At 30.4% G+C, this 14,971-nt stretch carries 13 protein-coding genes; 3 read left to right on the top strand and 10 right to left on the bottom strand.

What is annotated here, in order from left to right; all coding sequences use genetic code 11:
- Positions 1 to 216 precede the first annotated feature (216 nt).
- Together Ctaglu_RS01685 and Ctaglu_RS01680 are read right to left on the bottom strand one after the other, a co-directional pair.
- Positions 217 to 972 carry a sugar phosphate nucleotidyltransferase gene (locus tag Ctaglu_RS01685; RefSeq protein ID WP_124997431.1) on the bottom strand — a complete coding sequence of 252 codons (756 nt, stop codon included), beginning with the start codon at positions 970 to 972 and terminating at the stop codon, positions 217 to 219.
- Positions 973 to 1,185: 213 nt separating this feature from the next.
- Positions 1,186 to 2,778, bottom strand: a complete 1,593-nt coding sequence (locus Ctaglu_RS01680) for a hypothetical protein (RefSeq protein WP_124997429.1) — start codon at positions 2,776 to 2,778, stop codon at positions 1,186 to 1,188.
- A 173-nt stretch (positions 2,779 to 2,951) separates the two neighbouring features.
- On the opposite strand from Ctaglu_RS01680, the gene Ctaglu_RS01675 reads away from it, so the two are divergent.
- The gene (locus Ctaglu_RS01675; RefSeq protein WP_124997427.1) at positions 2,952 to 3,737 is read left to right on the top strand and encodes a hypothetical protein; all 786 of its coding nucleotides are present in this window, start codon (positions 2,952 to 2,954) and stop codon (positions 3,735 to 3,737) included.
- Positions 3,738 to 3,849: 112 nt separating this feature from the next.
- On the opposite strand, the gene Ctaglu_RS01670 is transcribed toward Ctaglu_RS01675, so the two are convergent.
- The gene (locus Ctaglu_RS01670) at positions 3,850 to 4,785 is read right to left on the bottom strand and encodes a glycosyltransferase family 2 protein (protein ID WP_185732564.1); all 936 of its coding nucleotides are present in this window, start codon (positions 4,783 to 4,785) and stop codon (positions 3,850 to 3,852) included.
- A gap of 176 nt (positions 4,786 to 4,961) precedes the next feature.
- Here Ctaglu_RS01670 and Ctaglu_RS01665 point away from each other — a divergent pair, with 176 nt between their 5' ends.
- A complete protein-coding gene (locus Ctaglu_RS01665; RefSeq protein WP_124997423.1) occupies positions 4,962 to 5,720 on the top strand; it encodes a glycosyltransferase family 2 protein in 759 nt (252 codons plus the stop codon).
- Positions 5,721 to 5,807: 87 nt separating this feature from the next.
- On the opposite strand, the gene Ctaglu_RS01660 is transcribed toward Ctaglu_RS01665, so the two are convergent.
- The 3 genes from Ctaglu_RS01660 to Ctaglu_RS24975 all read right to left on the bottom strand — a co-directional run bounded on the left by Ctaglu_RS01660 (position 5,808) and on the right by Ctaglu_RS24975 (position 7,770).
- Positions 5,808 to 6,065 carry a putative Se/S carrier protein gene (locus Ctaglu_RS01660; protein WP_124997421.1) on the bottom strand — a complete coding sequence of 86 codons (258 nt, stop codon included), beginning with the start codon at positions 6,063 to 6,065 and terminating at the stop codon, positions 5,808 to 5,810.
- Between the two features lie 213 nt (positions 6,066 to 6,278).
- Positions 6,279 to 7,424, bottom strand: coding sequence for an aminotransferase class V-fold PLP-dependent enzyme (locus tag Ctaglu_RS01655; RefSeq protein ID WP_124997419.1), 1,146 nt, complete (start codon positions 7,422 to 7,424; stop codon positions 6,279 to 6,281).
- A 193-nt stretch (positions 7,425 to 7,617) separates the two neighbouring features.
- Positions 7,618 to 7,770: a hypothetical protein gene (locus tag Ctaglu_RS24975; RefSeq protein WP_207669435.1), complete on the bottom strand. Its 153-nt coding sequence runs from the start codon at positions 7,768 to 7,770 to the stop codon at positions 7,618 to 7,620.
- Between the two features lie 285 nt (positions 7,771 to 8,055).
- Here Ctaglu_RS24975 and Ctaglu_RS01650 point away from each other — a divergent pair, with 285 nt between their 5' ends.
- Complete coding sequence (locus tag Ctaglu_RS01650; RefSeq protein ID WP_124997417.1) at positions 8,056 to 8,295, top strand: hypothetical protein; 240 nt, start codon at positions 8,056 to 8,058, stop codon at positions 8,293 to 8,295.
- 31 nt (positions 8,296 to 8,326) lie between these two features.
- Here Ctaglu_RS01650 and Ctaglu_RS01645 read toward each other — a convergent pair whose 3' ends face one another.
- The 4 genes from Ctaglu_RS01645 to Ctaglu_RS01630 form a co-directional block, all read right to left on the bottom strand.
- On the bottom strand, positions 8,327 to 8,740 hold the full coding sequence (locus Ctaglu_RS01645) for a hypothetical protein (RefSeq protein WP_124997415.1): 414 nt from the start codon (positions 8,738 to 8,740) through the stop codon (positions 8,327 to 8,329).
- 195 nt (positions 8,741 to 8,935) lie between these two features.
- Positions 8,936 to 11,926: a DEAD/DEAH box helicase gene (locus Ctaglu_RS01640; protein ID WP_124997413.1), complete on the bottom strand. Its 2,991-nt coding sequence runs from the start codon at positions 11,924 to 11,926 to the stop codon at positions 8,936 to 8,938.
- A 224-nt stretch (positions 11,927 to 12,150) separates the two neighbouring features.
- Positions 12,151 to 13,425, bottom strand: coding sequence for a nickel-dependent lactate racemase (gene larA, locus Ctaglu_RS01635; RefSeq protein ID WP_124997411.1), 1,275 nt, complete (start codon positions 13,423 to 13,425; stop codon positions 12,151 to 12,153).
- A gap of 81 nt (positions 13,426 to 13,506) precedes the next feature.
- Entirely contained in the window at positions 13,507 to 14,904 is a 1,398-nt protein-coding gene (locus Ctaglu_RS01630; RefSeq protein WP_124997409.1) for an FAD-binding oxidoreductase, read from the bottom strand.
- Positions 14,905 to 14,971 lie beyond the last annotated feature (67 nt).

Genomic DNA, 14,971 nt, shown 5'->3' with positions numbered 1-14,971 from the left:
TGTATTATATAAAAAGTCATAGATTGCAATCACTCCTTAGCTTTCTGTTAATATTAGTTAAATCATCTTAGATGCTACAAAAGCTATTTATATTTTATCTTTGTTATATTATGTGTCCCCTACCTATAGAAGTAAGGGACTTTGATTTTGAAATGTCATTAATTTTTTTAATTTACAGTTAATCTTGATTTTTCACAAACAAAAATTATATTTATATTATTTATCCTCTACCTTGAAATCTCTACTCAATATATAATCTAAATCTATATCTTTAGCTAATATATTAGCATTCATCAAAGAACTAAATGTCCCAGCATCTGTCCACCAACCCTTCATAATATCGTAGGTAAGAGAACCCTCTTTTATATACCAATTATTCACATCTGTGATTTCAAGTTCTCCTCTGTTAGATGGTTTTAATTCTTTAATAACATCAAACACTCTATTGTCATACATATATATCCCAGTAACACAGTAATTGCCTTTAGGATTCTTAGGTTTTTCCTCTATTGAAATTATTCTACCGTTCTCAATTTCTGCTATCCCATATCTTTCAGGATCTGCTACTTTTTTTAACAATACTTCTGCACCTTCCCACCTTTTTTCAAAGTTTTTTGCATATTCGTATATATCATCTTCAAATATATTGTCTCCAAGTAGAACGATGCAACTATCTTTTCCTACAAACTCCTCACATAATCCCAATGCTTCTGCTATTCCTCCTGGTTGGTCTTGAATCCTAAAGGTATATTTAACTCCATATTCATATCCACTACCTAATAAATTTACTATAGCGCCCATATGCTCTTTTCCTGAAATAATCATAATATCAGTAATATCTGCTTGTTTCATTTTAGCAATTAAATAATATATCATTGGATATTTTCCCACAGGAAGTAAGTGCTTATTTGTTGCTTTTACTAAAGAAGAAAGTCTTGAGCCCGTTCCCCCTGCTAGAATTATACCTTTCATAAATACCACGCCTCTTTATACAAAATTTTGTAATTAAACCTATAACTATATATCAATTCCTATTTATACATAGTTTTAAAGTTCAATATATTATATTAATCTTCTACCTGCTTTTGTTACATAAATAAAAAAGATTACTACATTAATTTAATGCAGTAATCTTTAATAAATGTTTAAACTTATTCATATATCATAATATTTCTAGTTAGATTGCTATCTATTATTAAATATTCGTTTTAAGAAGGATTCATTAATTTTTGAGTTAGATATAGTTAATTTTGAGTTTAAATCATCCAACTTACTTTTTAAAACTTCAACTTCTTCAATAAAGGAGAAAATTTTACTTTCATTTTCCATATTAACCCTATCTTGCTGGGAGTTTTTCTCTTGTAATTTTATAATTTGCTTTTCTTTTTCCTCAACATGCTCTTTAAAAATTAATACTTCTTTTTCTTGCTCCATACTAGCCTTTTCTAATTCATTAATTTTCTTTTCTTTACTTATTAAACTCTCTTGAAGATAGTCTATATTTTCATTTAATAAATTTTTATCCTCTTGAAATTTTATACATTGTGTATTTATATCTTTCAATTTATTTTCATATATTTGAATTCTAATAGCATATTCTTGTATACTATTATTAAATAGAGTAATTAACTCATCTTTCTGTCTCAATTGTTTTTCATATATAAGCATTTTATTATAAGCAACATTTAAATAAGATTTAGCCTCTAATAAACATTGGTCACATTCTTTATAAATTTCATCTTTATTAGCCGTACCACTATCTAAAGTATTATACTCATTTGGAATTATTAAAACTTCCACCTCATCATCATCCATTACATACATTTCATTAATAATTAAATTCCTTATAGTTCTAGTTAAATTAGACTTATATATTGATTTTATAACATCCAATGAAGCTAATAATTCAATGTAATATGGGAAGCTAAAGGTTTTCCCCTTGTCTTTTGTGAAACAGTTATAAATTTCAGTATTATTTATCCATGAACAATATAAATGACCTTCTATGGCAAAAAAAGAACAAGATTTTATATCCGAGCCCTCAAATAATCTATTGTGACCTTCTCTAATGGCTCCATTCTGTGAATAAATTAAGACATTTTTATCCTTTTCCTTTTTTATATATAAAGAATGTATAGTATTGTTAATTGACAATAGTGAATAATCTATAAATGGATTATCACTTTCATCTATTATATGAAAATCTGACCAGCTATCTAATTCAGTATTTAAAATCTTATATCCAAGTTTATAGTCCTTTTGTAATCTTTCATACATAATTAACAGCTTGTTATTGTCATCTTCAACAATAGTGAAAGAATGATTATATTTATCACTGCTTTTATCTATTATTTTAGGTGATGCTAGATTAAAGTTTTCATCTACTACTTGATTAAATAATGTTCTAATTTTAGTTCTTTTATTTAGTACATTATAAAATAAATAAATTTCATTTTTATTAAATATAGCCTTAAAAGAGATGTCATATATTTCAGTAGTCTTTTTAAGAATAACTATATCCTCACTCCATTTATTACCCTTTAAAATTCGGAGCTTTATGTTTCCCTTTAAATCTTCATATAAGAAATATATATCATCATTAGGAAGCAATAACACAGAAAAATTTCCGCTGCTTTCTTTTTCTAGCTCATTATAATTAGATTCTTTATCTTCTTTTAATATTCTATATAAAATTCCCTTGTTTTTATCATATGTAAAATTCCATGTAGTATAGTCTGATTGTTTTAAAACATAAAAAGTCTTTTCAGGCAAAAACATTAGTTTATCCCTTCTTTTAAATTATTCTTTATATAAAATATGCTAACCATATTACTAATTATAACTTTAATTTTTTTTCATAAATTAGCACACATTCTATGCCACTTCATATTATGGTAGTGTAGATATAAGATTAGAAATATTTATATTTGTTTAAAGGGGAGGTAAGTATTGTGAAAGAATGTACTACAAAAAAAGAAATTAAGGACATAATGCTAGAAATGGAAAGTCTATCAGAAAAACAGATAGCAACTACATTAACTGAAGAGACTCTTAAAGAGCTTATGGAATCAAATGGATTCAATGCTACTAAGGCTGGATTTAAAGCTATTCCTACATGTACTCCTGACTGTTCAGACTGTGTAAAGACAATAGATTTTTGCTGTAAAACATCCATTTCAAAAGGTTTTACTGTAAATGTTAACAATACTCTTACAACGGTGCAATATAACAGTGGCTTGTTCTGTTTTACAGATCCTTGTCCTTGTAATGTTGTCTGCTCACCTGGAGCAGGCTGCCCTGATTTTTGCATAGCATTATATCCTTTAAGGGTAGTTGGATGCATTCAATATAGAGCCTTTACAGGCAATGCTGTAGGTGAACAATGTACTGGTGGCCTTTGCACAGAAACTCTTAATGGTCCTATATGCTGTGAAGGATCACTATGTATAAATAATATTGTAAGTTATCAACAATGTCCACCAACAATAAGTGAAACACAACCTAGATTTATACCTGCTAGTAGTCTTGTTGCTACTATAAATGCTTCTCAAGAGCAATGTGAAGATTGTTCTACAGTAGCTGGTAATTCTTGTGACAATACTGTTGTAAAATTCATTGGTTCCTTTAGACTACCAGACGTATATCCTACTCCTTCTTGCCCTAACACACCATGTCCAACACCAGTTTGCCCAACAATATGTCCACCATCACCAAGCTGTTCTCCATGCTGCAGATAATTAAGATTATATTTAAGGATATCCTCACAAATGTGAGGATATCCTTCTTTAAGTGATATTCTTAAATCATCACCTGTGGTGCTGTAATATTATAGGCTTCCATGATTAAATATTAAAATAAAATATTAAATTTTTCAAAGAAATACTCATCATCATATACTCGTTCTATTGCGTATTTATTTCTCTGACTTACTATTAAACCTGAATTTCTATCTATCTCACCTGCTGCATTAAAAAAATAATAATCCCTTCTCGCTACATCAATAACCTTTTTAAGTCTCTCCATTTTAAAATGTGAGCAAGCAAGACATATAGTATTATAGGTAACATTTGCAACAGTTACTTTATATGGGTGACTTTTTCTGAAAAGATGTTCTACTATTACATCAGGATTGATAACCATTCTATATCCATAGAGCCATGCTTTAAGGCATATCTCTTCATCCTCCCTACCCCATACCTGAAAAAGATGATCAAATCCACCTATTTTATCAAATGCCTCTCTGGTTATTCCAAGTGCTGCACCACCCGCTAGTGGAATCTCATCTCCCTCCTTTGGTTTTTTCGAAAACCAAGTAATTTTAAATTCATCATTCCACGTCTGTCCATAACCTGCTAATGATATATTGGTAATATCTGCAATACATGGTGCCACGAGTGAAGCTTTAGCCTTTTCTAAAGTATAAATTAAATTATCTGCCCACATATCAGGCACTTTTACATGGGCATCAAAGAAAAATAAGTATTTTCCTTTAGCAACTTTTGCCCCCATATTTCTGGCTGCTGCAGCTCCTATATTATTAGTCATAATTAAAACAATATCTCTATATTTTTCTTCATTTATATAAGATTTTAGAAATTCTGTACTTCCATCTGTTGAACCATCATCTACTACTATAATTTCACACTTAAGATGATTTTTAGACTCCAGTAATGAATCTATTGTCCATTTTATATTGTTAACCTCATTTTTACAGGGAATAATTATTGAAATATCTACGTTACTTTCATCATCAATTTCATATAATTCATTAATATAATCTATCAAAATTAATACCCCTCCCACAATTTATCCATTTAATATTTATTATATTTATGTATATGGAATAATGTACTTATTTTTTATTTCTGTAATTAGATACACAAATAATTAACAATAATTGTATATAGGAATAATCTATACTAACCCGTTAATTTTTTTTGATTTAATTGTGGAGGTAAATTATGATCGAAGAATTCAATAGAGAAAAGATATTAATTGCACAGTTTAGAGAAAAACTAAAACAAGATTCTAAGCCTGGGGTATCTATAATCGCATGTACCAACAAGCCTAATTATATCCATAATATTTTTATAAACTATGAAAGGTCTAATTACCCTGAAAAAGAGTTACTATTAATTATAAATAATAATAAAATTAGTTTAAATGAATGTAAGCTTAAAGCTACAAAGTTTAATCATGTTAAAATATTTCAATTAGATGAAACTTGTACCCTTGGTGAATGTTTGAATTTCGGAGTTGAAAAATCAAAATATGATTACATTTCTAAAATGGATGATGATGATTATTATGGCTCTGACTATTTAGAAGATACTATGAATGTATTTAAATATACTGATGCCGATATAACAGGCAAGTTAACTTACTTTGTATATTTTGAGGATAAGAATACTTTAGGGATTATGTGCAGAAATTGGGAGTATAGATATGTTTTCGCAGTCGCTGGTGGCACTATTACAGCTAAGAAGGAAGTTTTTAATAGTGTTAAATTTCAAAATATAACTTTTGGAGAAGACAAATTATTCCTTGAAAATTGTCATGAATCAGGATTTAAAATTTTTTCTAGTGATAAATACAACTATGTTCTAATGAGACATAAAAATTTAGAAGAACATACTTGGAAAATACACTCTGAAGATTTTATTAAACACGTTAATATAGTTTCAGTTATACCTGATTTTGCATCTATTATATCAGTATAAGAAAACAGTGAATGGGATAGTTTTAGGTCTTAAAACAAAGACAACTTAAAGGGCATATTGCTAAGCCCTTTAAGTTTATAAAATATACTAAACTGGTACATAACTAATGCTATTATTTTCATTTACTATTCTATAAATTCCTTTAACAATTATTTTATTATTTTTTATTTCCTGTACTACAATAGCTGTATCACTTTCATTAAATCTAATAGCTTTAGCACATCCTCTTGAAATATTACTGGGGGCTGATATTAAATCAATTTCACACCCCTTACGGAGCAGATTTTTATATAATAATGTTGAATGATTATTAGAAACTAAAACTACAAGGTACTTAAATTTCATGAGCTTCAACTCCTATTTACTACAAATAAGAAAAGTATTTCACTTAGAATTTCAATAAATATTAAATTGTCCATTTATTGAATACCTCTTCCTTCTATCATTATATTCACATGTTGGTGAAAGGTTTTTATATTTCAAAAATAACCCCTATGAGAGGCAAAAATATGTACTTAAATTTTCTAATTTATAAATGTACATAAAAAAAAGCCTCTTTTAAAGAGACTTTTTTTCACCTATATCTTTTAAAGCTTCAATAAGTTTTTCGATATCTTCTAAATTATTAAAATACCCTGGACTTATTCTAACTGTGCCTTTGCGATTCGTACCAATTATTTCATGTATTAAAGGTGCGCAGTGAAACCCTGTTCTCACCGCTATCCCTTTCTTATTTAATAACTCTCCTACTTCCGAGCTATCTATATTGTCAAGATTTAAAGAAACTACTGCTCCTCTATTTTTATAATCAGTTCCTCCATAAATTTTAACATAAGGCAATTTACTTAATTCTTTTACTAAATATTCTACGAGCATTATTTCATGTTTTCTTATATTTTCTATTCCTATTTTTCTAATAAACCTTATCCCCGCGCATAGTCCTGCTATTCCTGGCGTATTTAAGGTTCCACTTTCGAATCTATCAGGTAAAAAGTCAGGTTGCTTCATAGAAAAGGACTCACTTCCCGTTCCCCCTTGCTTAAACGAATACACTTCTAATCCTTCTCTTATATATAACCCTCCTGTTCCTTGGGGACCATATAATCCTTTATGTCCTGGAAAAGCTAATAAATCAATATTATCTTGTGATACATCTATAGATATAACTCCCGCACTCTGCGAAGCGTCAACCATGAAAATTATTCCTGATTTTTTGGCAAGTTCACCTATTGCTCTTATATCTTGAACCGTTCCTAGTACATTGGAAGTATGGTTTACTATTATTACTTTGGTATTTCTACGGATCTCATTTTTAAGATTATTAATATTCAAATATCCATTTTCATCTACAGGAAGAAGCGTAAATGTTATTCCTTTCTCACTTAGATAATTTAATGGTCTCAGAACTGAGTTGTGCTCAATTACTGTGCTAATAACATGATCCCCTGGCTTTAATATTCCTTTTATTCCTATATTCAGGGATTCAGTAGCATTACTTGTAAAAACAATGTTAAACATATTAGGAATGTTGAAAAGTTCACTAAGCTCTTGTCTTGTATCCATAATTTTAGCTGAAGCCTCAATTGCCATATCATGAGAACTTCTGCCAGGATTTGCAGCATAATTCTCCATGCACCTTAATACTTGGTCATAAACTTCCACGGGCTTTGGAAAACTAGTGGCAGCATTATCAAAATATATCATAAAATCCTCCTATTTTGCATATAGCGTTTTATTATTATATAACATAAATATTTTCATATATATAATAATATGCTAAATAAAAAAAATAGTGCCACCCACTTGGCAAGTGGCAAAAGGGTGGCATACGATAAGTTTGCTACCCTTTTTAATAGTCCCTATTCTTTAGCATAAAAGACACCCTTTCAAGTGTCTTTTATAGTATTATTAAATTTAAAGTTAGTTCATAATTTGTTCCCAGTGGTTTAATGGCTTGTCTACCTAAATCTATTACAACGGTCACACCTATTGCGCCTATTGCAACGGTTATGCCTATTACAACCGTTAATATTATCAAACCGATCATCATCTTCATCATCATCATCATTAAAGCTATTGCAAAAGCTTTGATTAGAACAACCAGGACACCAATCGTTATTATTAAATCTATCATCGCGCCTATTATTACGTTTGCTCCTATTTTGTTATAATATATATTATGAGGGCTTGTCTAAATACGTGCATAATAATTATTTAATTGGGAACACTTTCTCTCTGCTACAACCTTTTTATACTTTAATCTCCTAACTGAGTGACACATACACCTAACTTGTTTTCAAGCTAGTTTTATTACATTATCATCATATGTTCTTATTTGAAGATTATAAAAAAAATCAATACTGGAAGTTGCGGAGATCATGATGATGAGCCATTGCTGCAAAAACGTGAGGATATCAATTTGGAGAGAAATGCTTATGGGCAAGCTTATTCTCATGTAACCTTAAAAATGAAAAATGATACTGTAAATATTCTTGAAAATATATTTGCCACCCAAAATAATAAGGGTGGCAAAAGGGTGGCATATAGACCAAATCAAAGGATTGGTTACTTGTAAAACCTAGTTATTTCAAAGTTAGTCTGCAATTTTACTCCACTTGCGTTATAAGTTTCTTCATAATATCTCTTAATTTAACTTCATAAAGATCTTCCGGCGCTATAATTATAATTAATTTTATAGCATTATCTGATTTATCCCATTTATAAGATTTAATATCCATAATCGCACCCTCTGGAACGTATTCTTCAATATCCATTGCAATTTCTTCTGCCAGAGACAGGTATTCCTCAAATAAATCATCTTCTGTTAATTCATTTAAATCAACTTCTTCTTCCATTAAGTCATTTAAGGTATTTATATCTACACTTAAATTAAAAGCTAATATATCCTCTCTTTTTGACCCTTTGCTCATGTCTTTAAGCACTTTAAATTCTGTATTTTTCTCAATTATATTTTTTATATCCTCGCTAACTACGATTTTATTATTAAATTCTACGTACATTTTTTATTCCTCCATTCGCGCCACCCACATGGCAAGTGGCATCTTATTATATTATACTAACTAGCGCTACAGCTTACAACATATATTGTTTAAATGCATACGTATCAGTGTTTTTATTGAAAATACACGAAGCTTATATTTATAAAGTTTGTGTTTAATTTTTGAGGAAAGTCAATTAATGACTACAGCACTTCATTAAAATCTAAAAAGATCCACCAATTCTTCCTTTGTAAGCTTCCCTAGAACATCACTACTAGTAAGTTCCCCTGTAATTACACTGTCTATTAAATCCTTTTTATTTTCTTGAAGTAGAATGATTTTTTCTTCTATGGTTCCCTTAGCAACTAATTTAATTACTTCTACCACATTTCTTTGGCCAATCCTATGGGCCCTATCAGTTGCTTGATCCTCTACTGCTGGATTCCACCAAGGGTCAAAATGAATAACCAGATTTGCGGAGGCTAAGTTCAGGCCTGTTCCTCCTGCTTTTAGTGAGATTAAAAATACTAATGTATCACTACTGTTATTAAATTCATCTACCAATTTAATTCTATCCTTGGGTTTTGTTTTTCCATCTAAATAAAGGTATGGAATTCCTTTTCTCTTTAAATTCTCTCCTATATTTTTAAGTGCAGAGGTAAATTGAGAAAATAGTAGTACCTTCCCCTGTGAATCTATATGTTTTTCAATAAGTTCTGTTGCGACTTTTAGTTTCCCACTTCCACCTTTGTATTCATCTATTACAAGTGATGGGTCTAAGCAAATTTGTCTTAGCCTAGTTAAATAAGAAAAAACCTCTATCCTGCCATCACTGTTATTTTTCATTTTTTCCCTGACTGCTTTAATATAAGATTTATATACAGCCTTTTGAGCTGTTGTCATCTCAACTATAAATTTCTTTTCTATTTTATCTGGCAATTCTTTCATTACTTCACCCTTTGTTCTTCTTAAGAGAAAAGGCTTAATTAACAATTTAAGTTCTTCTAAATCCCCTTGTCTTCCTATGACAAATTTCGATTCAAAAATTTCTTTGGAATATAAATAATCCGGCATTATAAAATCAAATATAGACCAGAGTTCTGTTAAATTATTTTCCATAGGAGTGCCTGTTAAAGCAAACCTAACCTTGGCTTTAACTTCTTTAATGATTCTTGTGTTTTGGGCTAGATGGTTTTTTATATTTTGAGCTTCATCTATAATACAAGCATCAAAAATAATATCTTCATATTGCTCTATGTCCATTCTTAAAGTTCCATAGGTTGTCAATATTACATCATAATCTAGTAAATTATGAATTAATTTATGTCTTTCACTTTTTTCTCCATGTACAATGCCAACCTTTAAACTAGGCGCAAATTTTTCTAGCTCTGCCTTCCAATTATAAACAAGAGATGTGGGACTAATTATAATAGATTTCTTGTTTTCTTCCGATAAAAGGAAAGCTATGGTTTGAATAGTTTTACCAAGTCCCATTTCATCCGCGAGTATTCCTCCAAAACCTAAGGTACTTAAGCTTTTAAGCCATTTAAAACCATTAATTTGGTATTCTCTAAGTGTAGCTTTTAGATTCTCTGGCACCCTTATATCCAAGTTATTTATGTCTGATAAAATATTTTCTATATTCTCTAACAGCTCAATACCTTTAATAAATTGAAGGTTCTTGTTTTTTATTTTTTCATTTAAATATAATGCCTTATTTTTTTCTATTTGTATTAAACCCTCTTTTATGTTTTCCTTTTTATTTAATACTATTACTAAATCAAGAAAATACTTAACTCCTGCATCTTCAAAGTCTAAAAAATTATTATTCACAGTTTTGTAAAATCTATTCTTTTGCTTAAAAGATGCAATCACACTATTTAATTCCCTATTTTCAATGTCATGAATAGCATAAGAAAAATCATAGCAGCCTTCCATTTCCTTAATTTCGGCTTTAATAAATCTTGAATCCAATATTCTTCTTTGCTTAAGCCCTTTTCCAAAGGTAACATTTCCTAGGCAATGTAGATTATTTTCACTTTTACTTAAGATATCAAATAATTCTTCATCTCCACCTATAAAAAGTAACTTATCATTTCTTTTTATAAATCTATATTTCTCTAGTTCCATAAGAATTTTGCCTTCTTTTTTAAAGTCACGCAAAATTTTATCCGCAGGATTATTTCCCTTTAATATGTTGATTTTCTCATTGCCATAAATCACACTTATATCGCAATAAATACTGTTTTCCATTTCATATATGTGAAATTCAGGTTTTATGAAATTTGCTGCAAAGGTTTTTACCTCTTCATTAATATTAATATCACTTGAAATACTACCTAAGAAGGAAATAAGTTTGTTATAATTTTCTATATCCCTTCGGTATATGATTTCACCATTTCTTTTTAATTTTTCGCATAGAATCATATACTTTGCAATTTGATTTGCTGATGGTAGATAAAGCTTCCAATTAAATAAATATACATTATTCTTATCATTTAAAGACACTGGAAACTGCTTATGGGTTGTTAAAACAAAATATTCCTTTCTTATCTTTAATGTAAAGGTTAATGGTAAATCACTATTTAAGATTGGAGCTTCAAACTCAAAGCTGTCATAATTAAACTTGACTTTTTTATCACTAACACCTTCTAAAAAAGCTCTTAAATCTTCAGGGTCAAGCACTGTTTTCTCCTTGCCTATTGCATGTTGCACTTCATAATAAGTAGGACCTTTTGAAACCCTGCGAGCTAATTTTATAGTGCTATGAGTTCTATTATTACTAATAGTACCTTGCTTATTGTGGTTGTTTTCTTTGTGCTTTTCATTTGTTTCTACTTTTGGGGTTATTCCATTATTTTGATTTTTCTCAGAATTGTTTTTTGTAGCCCTGCTAAAAAAGCTATAGGCTGTAGCCGTTAAATGGCTACACATAAATAAATAGCCCGTAGTAGAACTTTCTTTGAAATCTTCACAAGAACATTTTACTCCATCTAATTTTTTCTTTAATATGTCTATTGCTATATGAGTGTTTAATTCACTGGTCTTAGTACTGTTTCTCACACATCCATAAATATGATATATATTGTCAATTTTTTTCCCTTTGATCCTAGTAACGAGTCCACTATTAAAAAACTTCTCGCCCTCACTTCTCATTAAAATAGAAGATGATTTAAATACTATATTCTCTAATTCTATTAACTTCAAAAATTCACCTCCACATTAATGTTTGGTATCCATGAAAAATCTACTGCAATACTTCTCTGATAAAAATATTGGAAATTTATGTACTGAACTTTTACAAATCATAATAATTATAACACTTTTAAGAAAAGTTGAGATAAAGAAAGTGAGATAACAAAGAGAAAACTTCAGTAGGAGTATAAATCTCCCACTGAAGTTTTCTCTTTGTTATATAGAATGGCACTTTTTTATTTTACAACAACCGAAACTCCATCTGGTATTACTGTTATTTTTGCATTTTTTCCTTTTATCTCAAAAGCCATTTGGAGTGCTTCTTCAAATGTAGCTGCATGCTTCATATGCATTTTCACTATCATTTCAGGGTCGCACATATCTGTAACAAGAATCACAGTATGCGTGTCAAGTATACGGGCAAGAATTTGAAATTCCCATTGATCTGGCACCGTATCATTTCTTCCTACTTTAAGCACCCTATCAAGGACGGCCCTTGGGCCACTTGCATTTGCTATATTGTCATAGAAGGACTGTCCACCATGTCCATCATTACAAGCAGACACCATGATTATAACTCCACCCTCTCTGCAAGTTGCCTCGGCTGCTGTCATACCTTTTACAGATTGATATATATTTTGATCAAGAGGATATCCTCCATTAGTGGATACCACAATATCTGCTTTAACAGCTTTCACAGATGCAAGTTCCATTACAAATTTACATCCATCAATGTGGGCAAGCTCACTATCTCCCGCAAATGCATTTATAACCTTCTTATTACTATCAATAACAACATTTAATATGAAGGCCAGTTTTGCTTGCTTTGCAGCATAAATCATATCCCTATGAATTGGATTATTTACAATAACTCCGGACCGTGCATATTCACTTGCTATAAATTCTGAGCAATGATTTGCCATAACTGTCTTTGCTGATGCCACTCCGGGAAGAACACTCTTACGTCCTCCGGAAAATCCTGCAAAGAAGTGTGGCTCTATAAAGCCTTCTGAAATTAAAAGTTCTGCTTCCATTGCTATTTTATTTAGCCATAGTTCGCCACCAGAAGGAAGCGTTCCAACGCGAACAACGCTGTTATAATCCTCTGATACATGATTTATTATAACCTCATTCTCTACAATTTCAGCTCCAAACTTATCGATCATTTCCTGCCTTGTGGTAGGTCTGTGAAAACCAGTAGCAATTAATATTGTTATTTTAATTTTAGGGTTTGCACTTCTGATTCTGGAAAGAAGTATCGGCATTGTTACTTTACTTGGTACAGGTCTTGTGTGATCACTAGTTATTAATACTAAATTTTTCACAGATTTAACTAAGTCTTCTAGTTTTGCACTTCCAATAGGATTATCAAGTGCCTTACTTACAATTTCCTGCTGAGTTTGTTCAACTTTGTATGCATGAGCTTTTGATTCTAATATTGCTACCAAATTATTGTCTGGTATTTCAATTTCTAAAAACTGTTTTGAATATGGTATTTTAATTTTAGTCATTTATATTCCCCCTACATTGTAAAAAAATTTGCTCTGTAGTACGTAATTAATCCTAAGTAGAGGTATCACTACCAGCCTTTTTTATTGACAAACTTTTCCTGGATTTAATATGTTTTTAGGATCAAATGCGAATTTTATATTTTTCATAAGATTTACATATACAGGTCCAAGTTGTTCTAGCATATATTCTTTCTTAGCAAAACCAATTCCATGTTCTCCAGATACTAGGCCCTCTAATTCTCTTGATTTTTTATACATTGCTTCAAATACTTCAGCAATCTTCTTTTCCCATTCACTATCTGAGAGCTCATCCTTTAATACATACACATGTAAATTACCATCACCTGCATGTCCAAAGCTTCTTATTCTTATATTAAATTGCTTTTGAAGTTCATTAGTATACTTAATAAACTCAGCAACCTTATTTCTTGGAACAACAACATCACATTCATCCATATCAGTTGTTGTTGCTTTAACAGCTTCAAGAAATGCTCCCCTTGCAGACCAAACAGCTTCTTTTCTTTCATCTGTATCCGTTATAAATACATCAAGAGCACCTTCCTCAAGACAAATATTAGCTACCTTCTCATAAGCTTTTTCTATATCTTCTATGCTATTACCATCAAAAGTTAATAAAAGGTATGCATCTGAGGAATTATCAGGGAATTTTTTCCCGAGGAACTCTTCAGCAGCTATAATAACTTCTCTTTGCATAAATTCTATAGCAGTTGGCGCAGACTTTGATTTAACTATCTTTGGAACTGTGCCTATTGCCATATCTAAATTTGGGAAAGGTACTAAAAGTGATACCGCTTTTTTAGGTAGTGGTATAAGCTTTAGTATAGCTTTTGTAACTATTCCTAGTGTTCCTTCAGACCCACAAATTAAGTCTTTTATACTATAGCCAGTAGAATTTTTAACTACTTTCCCTCCCACATTAAGTATTTCTCCGCTTGGGAGAACTACTTCAAGTCCTCTTATATAATCTCTAGTAACTCCGTACTTAACAGCTCTCATTCCACCTGCATTTGTACTTATGTTACCAGCAATAGTAGCGGACTTTTCACCTGGATCTGGTGGATAAAATAAATCAAACTCTTCAACATATTTACTTATCTCCATTAAAAGTACCCCAGGTTCAAGCGTTAATGTTAAGTTTTCCTCATCAATTTCAAGTATTTTATTCATTCGGGACATATTTATCATAATCCCACCGAAAATTGGAACTGATGCTCCAACAAGTCCTGTTCCTGAGCCTCTTGCTACAACAGGAATCATGTTTTCATATGCATATTTCATAATCTTTGATACTTCATCTGTAGTCAGAACTTCAACTAATACCTCTGGCATTTTGCTTATTCCACCCAGTTCATCGTGGCTGAAATCATCATTTATTGCATCACCTATAAACACTCTATCTTTATCTAATATTGAAACTAAAAACTCTATATCCTTAGCATCAAGTTTTTTATAATCCATAAAAGTTACCTCCTCGGTTCATATGATAGTGTTAACTCTAACTTACTTATTACCTTTAAATCCAGTA

The sequence above is a fragment of the Clostridium tagluense genome, assembly GCF_003865095.1.
Classification (GTDB): Bacteria; Bacillota; Clostridia; order Clostridiales; family Clostridiaceae; genus Clostridium_AD; species Clostridium_AD tagluense.
The sequence above is the reverse complement of the archived record's forward strand: the minus strand, read 5'-3'. Positions and strand labels throughout refer to the sequence as shown.

Excerpts from the sequence above, each read along its gene's own strand:
- Ctaglu_RS01680 (WP_124997429.1), bottom strand. The coding sequence starts at position 2,778 with ATGTTTTTGCCTGAAAAGACTTTTTATGTTTTAAAACAATCAGACTAT.
- Ctaglu_RS01655 (WP_124997419.1), bottom strand. The coding sequence starts at position 7,424 with ATGATATATTTTGATAATGCTGCCACTAGTTTTCCAAAGCCCGTGGAA.
- Ctaglu_RS01665 (WP_124997423.1), top strand. The coding sequence starts at position 4,962 with ATGATCGAAGAATTCAATAGAGAAAAGATATTAATTGCACAGTTTAGA.
- Ctaglu_RS24975 (WP_207669435.1), bottom strand. The coding sequence starts at position 7,770 with ATGATGATCGGTTTGATAATATTAACGGTTGTAATAGGCATAACCGTT.
- Ctaglu_RS01630 (WP_124997409.1), bottom strand. The coding sequence starts at position 14,904 with ATGGATTATAAAAAACTTGATGCTAAGGATATAGAGTTTTTAGTTTCA.
- larA (WP_124997411.1), bottom strand. The coding sequence starts at position 13,425 with ATGACTAAAATTAAAATACCATATTCAAAACAGTTTTTAGAAATTGAA.
- Ctaglu_RS01660 (WP_124997421.1), bottom strand. The coding sequence starts at position 6,065 with ATGAAATTTAAGTACCTTGTAGTTTTAGTTTCTAATAATCATTCAACA.
- Ctaglu_RS01645 (WP_124997415.1), bottom strand. The coding sequence starts at position 8,740 with ATGTACGTAGAATTTAATAATAAAATCGTAGTTAGCGAGGATATAAAA.
- Ctaglu_RS01685 (WP_124997431.1), bottom strand. The coding sequence starts at position 972 with ATGAAAGGTATAATTCTAGCAGGGGGAACGGGCTCAAGACTTTCTTCT.